Source organism: Salmonella sp. 32070601201500089SM (genome assembly GCF_017573605.1).
Taxonomy (GTDB): Bacteria; Pseudomonadota; Gammaproteobacteria; order Enterobacterales; family Enterobacteriaceae; genus Salmonella; species Salmonella enterica.
On sequence record NZ_JAGETK010000020.1, the window covers coordinates 46,708 to 62,469 of the forward strand.

Below are 15,762 nucleotides of genomic sequence, written 5' to 3' on the forward strand. Positions count from 1 at the left end.
CACTGGATAATTGCGAGTATACGACCCCGCTACCAGGCTAATGTGGTAGTGGCGTTAATTAGGTCCAGGAATGGAAAGGGCGCTATGGTACTGGAAGGCGGCGCTTTCGTCACGCGTCAAAATAACCCCAGTTGCCCGGTCAGTAGTGTAGCAAAATTATCTTCAACGAAGGGAAGAATTCCTTCCGCCACGGGTTGTAGCTGGCGGGTAAGATAGTGTTCGTAATCCAGCGGCGACTGCTGGTAATCCACGGGCTCGGGGCCGTTAACAGTCCAGACATATTTTATGGCGCCGCGATTCTGATACTGCGCCGGACGACCCTGCTTCAGGTTTTGTTCATCCGCCAGCCGGGCGGCGCGAACGTGCGGCGGAACGTTACGTTGGTACTCATGTAAAGGGCGACGCAGACGCTTACGATAAACCAACTGCGCGTCCAGTTCGCCCGCCATCAGTTTATCGATAGTCTCGCGCACATAGTCTTGATAAGGTTCATTGCGAAAAACGCGCAGATACAGCTCCTGTTGAAAGCGCTGCGCCAGCGGCGTCCAGTCGGTCCGCACCGTTTCCAGACCTTTAAATACCATGCGCTGGCTGTCGCCTTCCTGAATCAGGCCCGCGTAGCGTTTTTTACTGCCAGTATCCGCGCCGCGGATGGTCGGCATCAGAAAACGGCAAAAGTGGGTTTCAAACTCCAGTTCCAGCGCGCTGGTCAAATTTTGCTGTTGTAACGTCTGCGCCCACCATTCGTTCACGTGACGCACCAGCCTGTGCCCGATTTCCGCCGCGTCGGCTTCTGAATGCGCGCGCCGGAGCCAGACGAAAGTGGAATCGGTATCGCCATAGATCACGTCATAACCCTGCGCCTCAATCAGCGCTTTGGTCTGGCGCATAATCGCATGACCGCGCATGGTGATTGACGACGCCAGACGGGGATCGAAAAAGCGACAGGCCGTGGTGCCGAGTACGCCATAAAAGGCGTTCATAATGATTTTAAGCGCCTGCGAGAGCGGTTTATTGCCCTGACGTTTGGCTTCATCGCGCCCGTGCCAGATTTGGCTAACAATTTCCGGCAGGCAGTGCTTTTCTCGTGAAAACCAGGCGTCAAGGAAACCTTCGGTACTGTGTTCCGGATCCGGCTGCGCCATGCCTTCGACCAGCCCGACGGGATCAATCAAAAACGTGCGGATAATCGACGGGTACAGGCTTTTATAATCCAGCACCAGTACTGAATCGTATAATCCGGGTTGTGAATCCATTACGTAGCCGCCGGGACTTGCCAGCGGCGGCACTTCGCCGAGATTGGGCGCGACATAGCCGGCGCGGTGCATTCGCGGAAAGTAAAGATGCCCGAATGCGGTGACCGAACCGCCGTGGCGATCGACCGGCAGACCGTTGATCGTCGCGCGTTCCAGCAAAAACGGCATGATCTCGGTTTTATGGAAAATGCGCGTGACCAGCTCGCAGTCTTTCAGGTTGTAGGTGGCGAGGGCGGGTTTATCCTGGGCAAAGCGGCGATCGATCTCATCCATACGATCCCAGGGATTATCAATGGATTTTCCTTCGCCGAGCAGTTCCTGCGAGACGGCTTCCAGCGAAAAAGACGAAAAATTCCAGAACGCGGATTTAAGCGCGTCGATACCATCGATAATGACTCGCCCTCTGGCCTGGGCGAAAAAAACGCCGTTTTTGAAGCCATGTTCGCGCCACTCCAGTTCGCTATTGTCTCGCCCCAGCCGTAAAGGGATACGGTAGCGTTCGGCATGTTTTTGCAGCATACGCAGGTCGAACTGCACCACGTTCCAGCCGATGATGACGTCAGGATCATGTTCGGCAAACCAGGCGTTGAGTTTTTCCAGCAACTGCGGGCGGCTGGCGACATACACAAGCTCGAAGTCCAGTTGGCGGTCATCGCCATTCGCCGGACCCAGCATATAAACGGTACGCTGGCCGCATCCTTCCAGACCAATGCAATACAGTTCGCCGTGTCGCGTGGTTTCGATATCCAGCGAGACCCATTTTAGCGGCGGTCGATAGTCGGGGTGGGGTTTAAGACGCGCATTGCGGATAACGCCGTTGCGCATCTCGCCGTCTACCCAAACGGGCGACGTAATAAAACGCTCCATCAGGTAACGTTCCGGCGGGCGTACATCCGCTTCATAAACGGTGACGCCGTTTTCGCGCAGCAGTTTCTCCATCCGCATAAGCTGGCGGTGAGTACGGCAATACAGACCGGATACCGGCTGACGATGAAAGTCTCGCAGCTGGAGCGGCGTCAGGCGATAGTCTTTTTCCGCCTGTAGCAGCGAGGCTGCGCGGGAGGTCTGGCTGGTCGGAATAAACGCCACGGACTCTTGCGGTGCCAGCGTCGCCTGCACAGGGCCGTTGTCTGTCGCCAGCCAGAAAGAGACCTCCGTCCCTTGCGGCGTATCCCGCCAGTGCCGGGTTAAAATGAAACCTGCCTGCGCCACGATGATTACCTGTCTAAAAAATTCACGCTAATTATAACCTGTTTTAGGGGGTAATACTGTTATTTTGTACAGGCATATAACGTAAAAGCCGATATCCGCTGTAATAAAAAGTTTCTCGCAGTAAGAAGCGGGTTTGCGCCCACCAGGATTTATAGCGGGTGGATCGCGTGGGTGATGAGCGGCTATCGATACCATTATCCTGAGCGATAGTTTTCAGACGCAGCATATGCAGCGGATCGCTGACCAGTAACGCTGTGCGCCATTGTTGTTGTCGCAGTATCTGTTTTGCGTAACGAATATTTTCGCGCGTCACGGTAGAGCGCTCTTCAATAAAAATCGCCTTAGCCGGAATCCCTTTTTCCAGAACGTATTGACGGGCTATCGCCGCGTCGGAAACCGTTGCGCCAGCGCCGTAGCCGCCGGTTAATACCAACGCGCGGACAATGTGTTGTTGGTAAAGCCAGATGGCATGATCCAGTCTGGCCTGAAAAACGGGAGAAGGCGTTTTTCCGCTAACGCCTGCTCCTGCGACAATCGCGCAGTCAGCTATGCGCGTCTGGTTTTGCTGACTGAACTGATAAATAGCGATGGCATTATGGATAAACACCGTAGCCATAATGAGAATTATGCCTGCCGCGATTCTGATGATGTAGCGATATTTCATGAATGAGTTCGTTCCCCGTGACGGGTGTAATGGATATTTTAACGATAAAATGGCTTTTAGCGTCAGATATTTTTGCTGACGTATATTTATCAATATAATGATGCCGGTATATACAGCAGATATAATTATCCTATAACTGCTAATTTTGAATCATGTTTATTTACAGTTTTTACCCATGTATTAGCCGTTTTGTGTCAAGTCTGTTTTCATACATTAAGTATTTTTCAGAAAGGCGCTTGTTCGAATCTGTTACTTATTTCTCGGATTAACAAAAAAGCGATATTTTTTGTTTGTTTTACTTAATGAAAAGTGTAACAATTTCATTTGGAACATCCGCACCGTCAGGTAGAAATATAATATTCCAATTGGCCGCTATGGTTAAATAAAAATGGATTACAGTGCGAATTCGTCGGGAACTCTCTGCATAATTTAATTTTTATTTTAGAATATAATTTTATTTTGACTTTCGGGTGCGGGTGTTTTTATCAAAATTTGTGGTATTCGGGAATGATCTTTTATGAATGTGAGTATGCAGGCGCGTCTGGTAGGGAGCGACCGTTATCTTTTCGTCAATACTCAACGCGCTAACCCTTCCATAAAAACCGTGAGTCGATTTTTTGAGTATAAAACATGGACAGAACAAATTTGGCGTACCGAGATTATTGAAAACGGCAATGCTTTTTTTCACTGGCAAGGACACGACAGAAAAAACGGACATCGGGATACCATTATTAATTATCTGTTAAATGGGCAACGCTGGCAGTCAACAATCGAAGATTATATTTTCTTCCATGCGCTGGAAGGAAAAGCGTGGCAGGGACATTATGATAATATTATTGAATATGTGAGTTCTGATCATTACGTCTATCAAAGCGCATTTGCTGAATATATCACCGACCAGACTCATCAACGCGCCCCCCATGGGACGCGTTTTTAGAGGCATTACTGCCCGTAATAGGCTTTTGCGCCATGTTTGCGTAGATAGTGTTTATCCAGCAGGGATTGCTGCATGTCGGGCAACTGCGGCGCAAGCTGGCGGCAGAAGATCCCCATATAGGCCACTTCTTCCAGCACGATGGCGTTATGCACTGCATCCTCGGCATTTTTACCCCAGGCAAACGGGCCGTGCGAATGGACAAGCACGCCGGGCATTTGAGCGGCGTCAATGCCTTTTTTTTCAAAGGCTTCAACAATGACATTGCCCGTTTCCCATTCATACTCGCCATTAATTTCCGCCTCGGTCATTTTGCGAGTGCAGGGAATCGTACCGTAGAAATAGTCAGCATGGGTGGTTCCCGTCGCCGGAATCGGCTGACCCGTCTGCGCCCAGATAGTCGCGTGGCGCGAATGGGTGTGTACGATGCCGCCGATAGTCTGAAATGCCTGGTACAACAGACGGTGGGTTGGCGTATCGGACGACGGTTTCTTATGACCTTCAACGACTTCACCGGTCTCCAGGCTGACCACCACCATATCGTCAGCGGTCATGACGCTATAATCGACGCCGGACGGCTTAATCACCAGTACGCCGCGTTCGCGATCGACGGCGCTGACGTTACCCCAGGTAAGGGTGACCAGGTTGTGTTTTGGCAGCGCCAGATTGGCTTCCAATACCTGGCGTTTGAGATCTTCTAACATTGTTTTCTCCCTGCCGGATGGCGCTTCGCTTATCCGGCCTACGAGCGACGGTGTGCCGGATGGCGACACAAATGCCTTATTCGGCCTACAGGACCGTAGGCCCGGTAAACGCAGTGCCACCGGGCATTCAGACTCCACTTTTAGCGTTTTAAACCGTAATACACCTCGTTCCAGCGCAGCGCGTCCTTAAAGGCCGGCAGACGGGTATCGTTATCAATTACCGCGATTTCGATATCGTGTATTTCTGCAAACTGGCGCATATCGTTCAGATCCAGCGCGTGGCTGAAGACGGTATGGTGCGCGCCGCCAGCCAGAATCCACGCTTCGGAGGCGGTCGGCAGATCCGGCTGCGCCTTCCACAGCGCGTTAGCCACCGGCAGTTTCGGCAGGGAGTGCGGCGTTTTTACGGTGTCAATGCAGTTGACCAGCAGGCGATAACGATCGCCGAGGTCGATCAGGCTGGCGACGATCGCCGGGCCGGTTTGGGTATTGAAAATCAAACGCGCCGGATCTTCCTTGCCGCCAATGCCGAGGTGCTGGACGTCGAGGATCGGTTTCTCTTCCACCGCGATGGACGGACACACCTCCAGCATGTGCGAGCCGAGCACCAGATCGTTGCCTTTCTCGAAGTGGTAGGTGTAATCCTCCATAAATGAGGTGCCGCCCTGCAGACCGGTTGACATCACTTTCATAATGCGAAGCAGAGCGGCGGTTTTCCAGTCGCCTTCGCCCGCAAAGCCGTAGCCCTGTTGCATAAGACGCTGTACGGCCAGACCCGGGAGTTGTTTCAGGCCGTGCAAATCTTCAAATGTCGTCGTAAAGGCGTGGAAGCCGCCCTGTTCCAGGAAACGCTTCATACCGAGTTCAATACGCGCCGCCTCCCGCACGTTCTGGCGTTTATCGCCGTGGATTTGGGTGGCGGGCGTCAGGGTATAGCTGCTTTCATACTCGTCAATCAGAGCGTTGATATCGCCGTCGCCGATAGAATTCACCACCTGCACCAGATCGCCGACCGCCCAGGTATTGACCGAAAAGCCAAATTTGATTTGCGCGGCCACTTTATCACCGTCAGTCACTGCGACTTCACGCATATTGTCGCCGAAGCGGCAGACTTTTAGCTGGCGGGTATCCTGTTTAGAGACCGCCTGGCGCATCCAGGCGCCGATACGCGTATGGGCCTCTTTATCCTGCCAGTGGCCAGTGACGACCGCGTGCTGCTGGTGCATCCGCGCGCCGATAAAACCGAACTCGCGGCCGCCGTGCGCAGTCTGGTTCAGGTTCATAAAGTCCATATCGATGCTGTCCCACGGCAGGGCGGCGTTAAATTGGGTATGGAATTGCAGTAGTGGTTTGTTAAGGATACTCAGCCCGTTGATCCACATTTTGGCCGGGGAGAAGGTGTGCAGCCAGACCACCAGCCCTGCGCAGCGATCGTCATAATTGGCGTCACGACAAATGGCGGTAATCTCATCCGGCGAGGTGCCCAGCGGTTTTAATACCAGTTTACATGGCAGTTTGGCTTCGGTATTCAGCGCGTTGACCACATGCTCGGCATGTTGGGTGACCTGACGCAGGGTTTCTGCGCCATACAAATGCTGGCTGCCAATCACAAACCATACTTCATAATTATCAAAAATCGTCATTGTCGTGTCCTTAATGAGTCAGGATTGCCTGATTGGCCGGGGTCGTTGGCGCCGGCGCGGCAGTCGGAAGATAATGTTGTTCTGCGCTTAGCGCCCACTGCTGGTAGCGGCGGTAAAGCTGTTCGAGGCGTTGCGCCTGTTCAGGGCGGGGACGCAGAGTGCGTTCTACCGCGCTTGCCATGCTTTGCTGGGCGGCAGGAATATCGGCATGGACTTTCGCAGCGACGGCGGCAAAGATAGCGGCGCCTAATGCGCAACACTGGTCGGAAGCGACGATCTGCAACGGACGATTCAGTACGTCGCAGCAGACCTGCATAATGACCTGATTTTTACGGGCGATGCCGCCAAGCGCCATCACGTTATTGACCGCGATACCCTGCTCGGTAAAACACTCCTGAATGGCGCGCGCGCCGAAGGCGGTCGAAGCTACCAGACCGCCAAACAGCGCTGGCGCGTCGGTGGCGAGATTGAGATCGGTAATGACGCCTTTCAGACGCTGATTAGCGTTTGGCGTGCGGCGACCGTTAAACCAGTCGAGCACCACCGGCAGGTGATCCAGGGACGGATTTTTCGCCCAGGCGTTGGTGAGCGCTGGCAGTAGCTGCTTCTGGCTGGCGTTAATCTGGGTTTTCAGTTCCGGGTGCTGCGCGGCAAGTTGTTCCAGCGGCCAGCTCAACACGCGGCTAAACCAGGCGTAGATGTCGCCGAAAGCGGACTGGCCCGCTTCCAGACCGATAAAGTTCGGCACCACGCTGCCGTCAACCTGACCGCAAATGCCTTTCACGGCGCGATCCCCGACGCTCTGTTTATCCGCAATCAGAATGTCGCAGGTAGACGTGCCGATGACTTTTACCAGCGTATTGGGCTGTGCGCCCGCGCCGACCGCGCCCATGTGACAGTCGAACGCGCCGCCGGAAATCACCACGCTTTCCGGCAAGCCGAGGCGCTGCGCCCATTCGGCGCACAGGGTGCTCACGGGCAGATCGGCGGTGAAGGTTTCGCTAAATAACGGGTAGCGCAGATGACGGTTAATGCACGGATCGAGTTCATCAAAGAAGCTCGCGGGCGGCAGACCGCCCCAGCTTTCATGCCACAGTGTTTTGTGCCCGGCGCTGCAGCGGCCACGGCGGATATCCTGCGGGCGAGTGGTGCCCGAAAGCAGCGCCGGCACCCAGTCACACAGTTCAATCCACGAGACGGCGGCCTGCGCGACGGCGCTATCCTGGCGGGTGACGTGCAGAATCTTCGCCCAGAACCATTCGCTGGAGTAAATGCCGCCAATATAGCGGGAGTAGTCGACCTTGCCTGGCTTATGGCACAGACGAGTGATTTCGTCGGCCTCTTCCACGGCGGTGTGATCTTTCCACAGCACAAACATCGCATTCGGGTTCTCGGCGAACTCCGGACGCAGCGCCAGGACGTTACCGTCGGCGTCAATCGGCGCTGGCGTAGAGCCGGTGCTGTCAACGCCAATGCCAACGACATTTGCGCGTTGCGCGGCGCTTAATTGTGCCAGAACGGCTTTCAGCGCGGCCTCCATTGACTCCATGTAGTCACGCGGATGATGACGGAACTGGTTGTTCGGGCCGTCGCAATAACGGCCTTCTTGCCAGCGCGGATACCACTCTACGCTGGTGGCGATCTCGTCGCCGGTGGCGCAGTCCACTGCCAGAGCGCGCACTGAATCACTGCCAAAATCGAGGCCAATTGCAATTGCCATCGTCTTACTCCATCCAGAAAAACAGGTATGGAGAAACAGTAGAGAGTCGTGGCAAAAACCGTCAGGCAGGATCCGCTAATCTTATGGACAAAAATGCTAATGCTTTGCAAAGTGTGACGCTGTGCAAATATTCAATGTGGACATTCCAGCCATAGTTATAGACACTTCTGTTACTTAATTTTATCGCCTGAACTGTACGCTTTTGTTACAAAGCGCTTTTCACAAGCGGGGTTGATACGTGCTTTCATCAAGCGCAAGGTCTTGCGGAGACGGAAGCTCTGTCGTCCTGGTCAATATGGACAATTTGTTTCTTCTCTGAACATCGGGGGTAGAGAAATCATGGCTGAAACGCAAAATGATCCGCTATTGCCGGGATATTCATTTAATGCCCATCTGGTCGCCGGGCTGACGCCAATTGAAGCGAATGGATATCTGGATTTTTTTATCGATCGTCCGTTGGGCATGAAGGGATATATTCTTAACCTGACCATCCGCGGAGAGGGCGTCATTAATAATAATGGCGAGCAGTTTGTCTGTCGGCCTGGCGATATATTATTGTTTCCGCCGGGCGAGATTCATCACTATGGACGGCATCCGGACGCCAGCGAGTGGTATCACCAGTGGGTTTATTTCCGGCCTCGCGCCTACTGGCAGGAGTGGCTGACCTGGCCGACAATCTTTGCCCAGACAGGATTTTTCCGCCCGGACGAGGCGCGCCAGCCGCATTTCAGCGAACTGTTCGGGCAGATCATCAGCGCCGGGCAAGGGGAAGGCCGCTATTCTGAGCTACTGGCGATCAATCTGCTGGAGCAGTTGTTGCTCAGACGTATGGCGGTAATTAATGAGTCGTTGCATCCGCCGATGGATAGCCGTGTGCGCGATGCCTGCCAGTATATCAGCGACCATCTGGCAGACAGTCATTTTGATATCGCCAGCGTCGCCCAGCATGTCTGCCTGTCGCCCTCCCGGTTATCGCATCTGTTCCGCCAGCAGTTAGGCATTAGCGTATTAAGTTGGCGCGAAGATCAGCGTATCAGCCAGGCGAAACTCCTGCTTAGCACCACGCGAATGCCGATAGCGACCGTTGGGCGCAATGTTGGATTTGACGATCAGCTCTATTTTTCGCGGGTATTTAAAAAATGCACCGGGGCAAGTCCTAGCGAGTTCAGGGCCGGATGTGAATAAAAAGTGAATGATGTGTCCACAAAGATGTCATAAGCCGTAACTATTCGGATAATTGACGGCTTGACGAAGGGGGACGGGGTAAGCAGAATCCCTGCTTCATCACGCTGACGGACACACTATGCAAGCACTGCTGGAACACTTTATCACCCAATCCACTCTGTATTCGCTCATCGCCGTGTTGCTGGTCGCCTTCCTGGAATCGCTGGCGCTGGTGGGGTTGATTTTACCCGGCACGGTACTGATGGCGGGGCTGGGCGCGCTTATCGGCAGCGGCGAGCTCAATTTTTGGCATGCCTGGCTGGTGGGTATTATCGGCTGTCTGATGGGCGACTGGATTTCGTTCTGGCTGGGGTGGCGCTTTAAAAAGCCGCTACACCGCTGGTCTTTTATGAAAAAGAACAAGTCGCTGCTGGATAAAACCGAACATGCGCTGCATCAGCACAGTATGTTCACGATCCTGGTCGGACGTTTCGTCGGTCCGACGAGGCCGCTGGTGCCGATGGTGGCAGGGATGCTGGATCTTCCCGTGGCGAAATTTATTGGGCCGAACTTGATTGGCTGTTTGCTGTGGCCGCCGTTTTATTTCCTGCCGGGCATTCTGGCGGGAGCGGCAATCGATATTCCTTCCGATATGCAGAGCGGAGATTTCAAATGGCTGCTGCTGGCGACGGCGTTGCTGCTGTGGGTCGGAGGCTGGCTATGCTGGCGGCTGTGGCGCAGCGGCAAAGCGGCAGTCGATCGTTTAACCGCGTATTTCCCCCGCAGCCGTTTGCTGTATCTGGCGCCGTTGACGCTCGGGATCGGCGTGGTCGCGCTGGTGGTGCTGGTTCGCCACCCGCTGATGCCGGTATATATCGATATTCTGCGCAAAGTTGTGGGTTACTAACGATTCCTTTGCCGGATGGCAGCTTCGCCTTATCCGGCCTACAAAATATGGGATTTGATGCCCAATAGCGCTGAGGCGCTGGCTTGACCGCTTAGTAGCTCGTCTGTTTTGCCTTGCCACGCAATGCGCCCGTCGGCCACGACGATTGACCGGGGCGCAATTCGCGCCGCATCTTCCACGCTGTGCGAGACCATCAACAGCGTGAGCTGTCGCTCGCGGCAGATATCGCTGACCAACGTCAGCATCTCCTGACGCAGCGCGGGATCGAGCGCGGAGAACGGTTCATCCAGCAGCAGTACCGGCTGTTCGCGTACCAGGCAGCGCGCCAGCGCTACCCGCTGACGCTGGCCGCCGGACAGCTCGCCCGGCAAACGCGCCATCAGACTCTCAATGCCCATCTGACGTGCGATAGCGTCCCGTTTTTCCCGCTGGCTGGCGTTGAGCGTTAACCCAGGGTTTAGCCCCAGACCGATATTTTGCTGCACATTCAGGTGGCTGAATAAATTATTCTCCTGAAACAGCATTGAGACCGGACGGCGTGAGGGCGGCGTAAGCGTATGATCTTCGCCGGCAATCAGTAGCGTACCGCTGGCAGGCGCAAGAAAACCGGCAATTAAATTCAACAACGTGCTTTTCCCCGCGCCGCTGGGGCCAAGAATCGCCACCTGCTCGCCGCGTTCTATCGCCAGCGTAAAACGCATCGGCAAATGATGGTAAAGCCAGGTGATATCAATCAGTTTTAGCATGTCGGCCCGGTAGTTTCTCTATGAGGGTAAATAACGTAAAACAGAGCAGCAACAGTATCAGCGCGGTCACCGCGCCGTCCTGGCTGCGGTAGGAGCCGATCTGCTGATACAGATAAAACGGCAGCGTGCGGAAATTGTCATTGCCGAAAAGCGCAACGACGCCAAAATCACCGATAGAAAGTACGCAGGCAAACGCCAGCGCCTGCGCCAGCGGACGTTTCAGCGCCCGCAGTTCCACGACCTTTAACCGCGACCAGCCTTCAATTCCCAATGACTGGCACAGCATTCCATAACGGGCGGTAATATCGCGCATTGGGTTTTCCAGGACTTTTAGCGCGTAGGGGATTGCCATCAGCGCATTGGTGAAAATCACGATGCCGTCGGCGGATTCCGGTAAGCCAACGCTGTTATTGAGCAGTAAAAAGAAGCCTGTCGCCAGCACGATCCCCGGCATCGCGAGGATCAACATCCCGCTGAGTTCCAGCGTTTGTCCGGCGAATAGTTGCTGGCGTTGGCGTAGCGCGCGGCTACTCCACAGCAGCATCATGGTCAGCACCACACACAGAACGCCCGCCGCCAGCGCAATGCGTAGCGATGTCCAGACAGCCTGCCACAGAATGGGTTGCGCCAGCACCTCCGGCAGGCTGCGGTTGACGCCATCGACCACCACGGCGACCAGCGGCGGAAGCAGCAGCAGCAGCGCCAGCACGATTAATAAGGTGTCAGTCAGACGGCTGTGGAGACGATCGTCAGGATCGCGCCAGCCCTGCGTCAGCGTCATCCCCGGCGCAATCGCTTTGCTCAACCGTTGGCTAAGCAGTACCAGCGCCAGGCAGCAGACCATCTGGATTAATGCCAGCATCGCCGCGCGGGCGGGATCGTAGTCATAACTGAGCGCCTGAAAGATAGCCAGTTCGATAGTGGTGGCCTGCGGGCCGCCGCCGAGCGACAGAACCGTTGCGAAACTGGCGAAGCAGAGCATAAAAATCAGCGCCGCGACGGGCGGAATTTGGCGGCGCAGCCACGGCCATTCGACAAAACGGAAAAAATGCCAGCCGCGCATACCGAGCTGGGCGGCGAGCTGGCGCTGCTCGCCGGGAATGCTTTCCAAAGATTGCAGCAACAAACGGCTCGCCATTGGCAGGTTAAAAAAGACGTGCGCCAGTAAAATGCCCTGCAAGCCGTAGGGGGAGAATGTCCACTGAAGCCCCAGCATCTGCCACAGCGAGGCCAGCCAGCCCTGACGGCCATACACGCTAAGAATGCCGAACACGGCAACCAGTACCGGCAGAATCAGCGTCATGGCGCACAGACGCAGCAGCGCCAGACGTCCAGGAAAACGGCGTCGATAAAGCGCGCGGGCGAGAAAAACCGCCGGGACCACAGACAGCACTGCGGACAGAAACGCCTGCCAGAATGAGAAGCGCACCACATGCCACAGATAGCTATCCCGCCAGATTGTCGACCACGCGCCCGACGGCGCGTTCAGCCAAAGCGCCAGAAAGGCCGCCAGCGAGACGGTTATCATCAGCGCGGCGGCGCACAGCCCCGGAATCAGCCAGCCGGGAATTAACGGCTGACGGCGCGTTGCCATTCGCTAATCCATGCCTGGCGTTGTGCTGCCACTTGTTGCGGCGTGAATTCCAGCGTTGTGGCGGGTTTGGCCAATGATTCAAACCCTGCTGGTAGGGAGACGTCCGCTACCGGGTACATCCAGTTGCCGGTGGGTATGGCGTTCTGAAACGCCGGAGAAACCATAAATTTGAGGAATTTCTCCGCCAGTTCCGGCTGCTTACTGGCGACGGTACGCGCCGCGACTTCTACCTGTAAGTAATGGCCTTCGCTGAAGTTCGCGGCGGCGTAATTGTCCTTCTTCTCTTCAATAATGTGATACGCCGGAGAGGTGGTGTAACTGAGCACCAAATCGCTTTCACCTTTCAGAAATAAACCGTAGGCCTCGCTCCAGCCTTTCGTCACCGTCACCGTTTTGGCCGCCAGTTTTTGCCAGGCCTGCGGCGCGTTATCGCCATAGACTTTGCGCATCCACAGTAACAGCCCCAGCCCTGGCGTACTGGTACGCGGGTCCTGATAAATTACCCGCCATTTTTGATCGCTCTCGACCAGTTCTTTCAGGCTTTTCGGCGGATTTTTCAGCTTGCTTTTATTGTAGACAAAGGCGAAATAGCCGTAATCGAACGGCACAAATGTGTCGTTTTTCCAGCCGCCGGGCACCTTGACCGCTTCATTCGCCACGCCGCTTTTGGCAAAAAGTTTAGTTTGCGTGGCCGCTTCCAGCAGATTATTGTCCAGCCCCAACACCACATCGGCTTTGCTGTTCTTCCCCTCCATCCGCAGGCGGTTGAGCAGCGAAACGCCATCCTCCAGCGCCACCAGTTTCAGCTCGCAGTTGCAATCGGCTTCAAACGCTTTTTTCACCGCCGGGCCTGGCCCCCAGTCGGCGGCGAACGAGTCGTAGGTATAGACGGTGAGAACGGGTTTGGCGAAAGCAGGCGCCGCGCACAGGAGTAAAAGCGGAAGATATTTTTTTAACACTTTGCACCTCAGTGAAAGAGTGGCAAAGGACTTGAGAGGTAACCTCAAATCCCTTCGCCGGCATTATCCGGATCAGGTTCGACGGGTATTTTCTCAGCGCGCGCATGAGCGCGGCACCCCGTTGAGTTCGGCGTTAGTGTAGTGATTTTGTTGCCGGGCAGCAATCAAGAGCTGGCGTTAAGGATCTGGCGGAGCAAACCACGCCGATTTAAAATCAAACCAGCCGAGGGTATTCATGCGCAGTCCGCGCATACTGCGCTGTCCCTGGATAATCAGCCAGTGGTGGATCAGCGGCACAATCGCTTTGTTGGCCAGCAGTTGCTGGCACCAGTTCGCCAGGTTCATCTCGCCAGCGCGCCACTGCGCGGCGTCGTCCTGCCAGTCGCGCGGAATGCAGTTCTGCAAGAGCGGTACTTCGCACAGGTGCGCGAACAGCGAGAAATCCAGCGGCAGCGTAAAGTTAGCGCTATTGAGCCAGATATCGCTTTCGATCTCGCCGGCGTGCCATTGATCGTAGTCGATCTCCTGAATATGCAGATGTACCTGATGCTCAGCCAGAAGCGCGCTCATGATACGGGCGATAACCCGGTGCTCAATGTGTTCGCGATAGAAGGTCAGCGTGAGGGTTTCCAGCCCGGCGGGTTTTTCGCCCGGGCCTGGACGGGCGTGATGCCAGCGCGGTAAAAGCCCATAGGCCGGGAACCAGAGCTGCTGTAGCGGTTCATCGGCATGATAGAGTAAATTGGTGGGGGAGAGGACGTGGCTTACCCATTCTCTGACCTGCGGATGCGCGCCGCGCGGCGTTCTGGCGTCGAATAGCAGGTAATAGCACCCCTCTTCCAGTCGGCTTTCTATCGCTTTTTCACCGCCTTGTATTGGCCCTTCCAGCATCAAGCCGCAGGCCGGTTCTTCACTGATATCCGGCAGTACCCAGACGTTCACTTCGTCTATCAACGCCCGATAGCCGAAGTAGTCATCAAAGGCGAGTATCTTGAGCTGGTTCGGCGTATTACGCCGCACGGCATAAGGCCCGGTGCCGATAGGGTGGCTGGCGAAATTAGCCAGCGTTTCCCACTCCCGCGGCAAAATCATCGCCGGGACCTGGCCCAGCAGCCACGGCAACCAGCGATCCGGCTGGGAAAGATGAATATCCAGCGTCCACGCGGTAGGGGAGTCTATCTTTGTGATGTGCGAGTAAAGCGGAAGCGTATTGATACGCGTCAGTGAGGCGATGACATCTTCCATCTCCAGCTCGCGGCCATGATGAAAATGAATGCCGGGGCGCAGGTAGAAGCGCCACAGTAAAGGGGAAATTTGCTGCCAGTGGTGCGCAATGTCCGCTTCCAGTTCCCCGTTTTCCTCATTTACCCGCGTGAGCGAACTGAAAATTTGCCGGGCAATATGAGTTTCCGAGCGACGTAATGCGGTTCCCGGCAGGAGATTGTGCATCGGACGATAGTAAAGAACCCGCAGAATATGCCGCCCCTGGCGGAAGCTGCGTCCCAGATGGGAAATCAGCATTTGCCTGACAGCGCTTTTATCGCCGACCAGTTGTACCAGTTGATCGATTCGATCTTGTTCCAGCAGGTCTTCCGCCCGCTGCTGTTGCAGCGCCAGTCCGGTATACAGGAACGTCAGACGCGAACGCTTTCCGCGTCCAACCTCGGCTTCCCATGTTAGCCAACCGCGCGCCTGCATCGTATTTAGCAGCGTACGCATATGGCGACGCGAACAGTTCAGCAGATCCGCCAGCTCATTAAGCGTGGTGTCTTGCGTTTTACCGTCACAACATTGCCAGAGACGGATAAATTGTTGTTGCAGGCGACCTGAGGGCATAAAAGGGGAACTCCGATGAAAAACTCAGCAATTTTATTATCCCTATATTAGGCCAATAATATCTTTCGATGAAGCAAGAGGAAGAGGTCACTATGCGCCAGTTCTGGTTGAGATATTTTGCCGCGACGGAAAAAACGTCCTGGCTGGCTTGCCTGAGCGCGCCGCAGCGCTTAAAAATGCTCGCGGAACTGATGCAGTGGGAGGCGACCGATTGAAGCCAATTGCAGACATCATGTGTGACTGAGTATTGGTGTAGGCGATAGCCTAAAATCACCCGCCAGCAGATAATATCTGCTGGCTTTTTTGTCTATGGAAAACCCCCAGCTAGGCTGGGGGTTCCGGAAAGCTTTCAGCTTTAAGCCAGTTATTAAAACCCCTTTTGATTTGTTAAAACATCTTGCGGTCTGGCAACTGCAAAAGTTC

Annotated in this window: 13 protein-coding genes and 1 riboswitch; of the genes, 4 read left to right on the forward strand and 9 right to left on the reverse strand. The window is 55.0% G+C overall.

The genetic code is table 11. The features are described 5' to 3' along the window. Positions 1 to 116 precede the first annotated feature (116 nt). Positions 117 to 2,468, reverse strand: a complete 2,352-nt coding sequence (gene polB, locus J4728_RS22265) for a DNA polymerase II (RefSeq protein WP_208212423.1) — start codon at positions 2,466 to 2,468, stop codon at positions 117 to 119. A gap of 43 nt (positions 2,469 to 2,511) precedes the next feature. Beyond that, positions 2,512 to 3,132, reverse strand: a complete 621-nt coding sequence (locus J4728_RS22270; protein ID WP_000877505.1) for a YdcF family protein — start codon at positions 3,130 to 3,132, stop codon at positions 2,512 to 2,514. 517 nt (positions 3,133 to 3,649) lie between these two features. Here J4728_RS22270 and J4728_RS22280 point away from each other — a divergent pair. After that, complete coding sequence (locus J4728_RS22280; protein WP_001103156.1) at positions 3,650 to 4,069, forward strand: DUF4751 family protein; 420 nt, start codon at positions 3,650 to 3,652, stop codon at positions 4,067 to 4,069. Positions 4,070 to 4,074: 5 nt separating this feature from the next. On the opposite strand, the gene araD is transcribed toward J4728_RS22280, so the two are convergent. The 3 genes from araD to araB form a co-directional block, all read right to left on the reverse strand. After that, a complete protein-coding gene (gene araD / locus J4728_RS22285; protein WP_208212425.1) occupies positions 4,075 to 4,770 on the reverse strand; it encodes an L-ribulose-5-phosphate 4-epimerase in 696 nt (231 codons plus the stop codon). Positions 4,771 to 4,910: 140 nt separating this feature from the next. After that, the gene (araA, locus tag J4728_RS22290; protein ID WP_086811520.1) at positions 4,911 to 6,413 is read right to left on the reverse strand and encodes an L-arabinose isomerase; all 1,503 of its coding nucleotides are present in this window, start codon (positions 6,411 to 6,413) and stop codon (positions 4,911 to 4,913) included. Between the two features lie 10 nt (positions 6,414 to 6,423). Beyond that, positions 6,424 to 8,133 (reverse strand): ribulokinase, encoded by a 1,710-nt coding sequence (gene araB, locus J4728_RS22295; RefSeq protein ID WP_208212427.1) that lies wholly within the window; start codon positions 8,131 to 8,133, stop codon positions 6,424 to 6,426. Between the two features lie 339 nt (positions 8,134 to 8,472). On the opposite strand from araB, the gene araC reads away from it, so the two are divergent. Both araC and J4728_RS22305 read left to right on the forward strand, forming a co-directional pair. Next, positions 8,473 to 9,318, forward strand: a complete 846-nt coding sequence (gene araC, locus J4728_RS22300; RefSeq protein ID WP_000852387.1) for an arabinose operon transcriptional regulator AraC — start codon at positions 8,473 to 8,475, stop codon at positions 9,316 to 9,318. A 118-nt stretch (positions 9,319 to 9,436) separates the two neighbouring features. After that, on the forward strand, positions 9,437 to 10,204 hold the full coding sequence (locus J4728_RS22305) for a DedA family protein (protein ID WP_001148369.1): 768 nt from the start codon (positions 9,437 to 9,439) through the stop codon (positions 10,202 to 10,204). Positions 10,205 to 10,242: 38 nt separating this feature from the next. Here J4728_RS22305 and thiQ read toward each other — a convergent pair whose 3' ends face one another. The 4 genes from thiQ to sgrR all read right to left on the reverse strand — a co-directional run bounded on the left by thiQ (position 10,243) and on the right by sgrR (position 15,339). Further along, complete coding sequence (thiQ, locus tag J4728_RS22310; protein ID WP_064000414.1) at positions 10,243 to 10,950, reverse strand: thiamine ABC transporter ATP-binding protein ThiQ; 708 nt, start codon at positions 10,948 to 10,950, stop codon at positions 10,243 to 10,245. Next, on the reverse strand, positions 10,934 to 12,544 hold the full coding sequence (thiP, locus tag J4728_RS22315) for a thiamine/thiamine pyrophosphate ABC transporter permease ThiP (RefSeq protein ID WP_208212429.1): 1,611 nt from the start codon (positions 12,542 to 12,544) through the stop codon (positions 10,934 to 10,936). The genes thiQ and thiP overlap by 17 nt, the downstream gene beginning before the upstream one ends. Beyond that, positions 12,520 to 13,503 carry a thiamine ABC transporter substrate binding subunit gene (gene thiB / locus J4728_RS22320; protein ID WP_208212431.1) on the reverse strand — a complete coding sequence of 328 codons (984 nt, stop codon included), beginning with the start codon at positions 13,501 to 13,503 and terminating at the stop codon, positions 12,520 to 12,522. Before thiB ends, thiP begins: the two co-directional genes overlap by 25 nt. A gap of 31 nt (positions 13,504 to 13,534) precedes the next feature. Then, a riboswitch (TPP riboswitch) is annotated at positions 13,535 to 13,634 on the reverse strand. Between the two features lie 46 nt (positions 13,635 to 13,680). Next, positions 13,681 to 15,339, reverse strand: a complete 1,659-nt coding sequence (gene sgrR, locus J4728_RS22325; RefSeq protein WP_001139028.1) for an HTH-type transcriptional regulator SgrR — start codon at positions 15,337 to 15,339, stop codon at positions 13,681 to 13,683. A 92-nt stretch (positions 15,340 to 15,431) separates the two neighbouring features. Here sgrR and sgrT point away from each other — a divergent pair, with 92 nt between their 5' ends. Next, positions 15,432 to 15,554, forward strand: a complete 123-nt coding sequence (gene sgrT, locus J4728_RS22330; RefSeq protein ID WP_001248755.1) for a glucose uptake inhibitor SgrT — start codon at positions 15,432 to 15,434, stop codon at positions 15,552 to 15,554. Positions 15,555 to 15,762 lie beyond the last annotated feature (208 nt).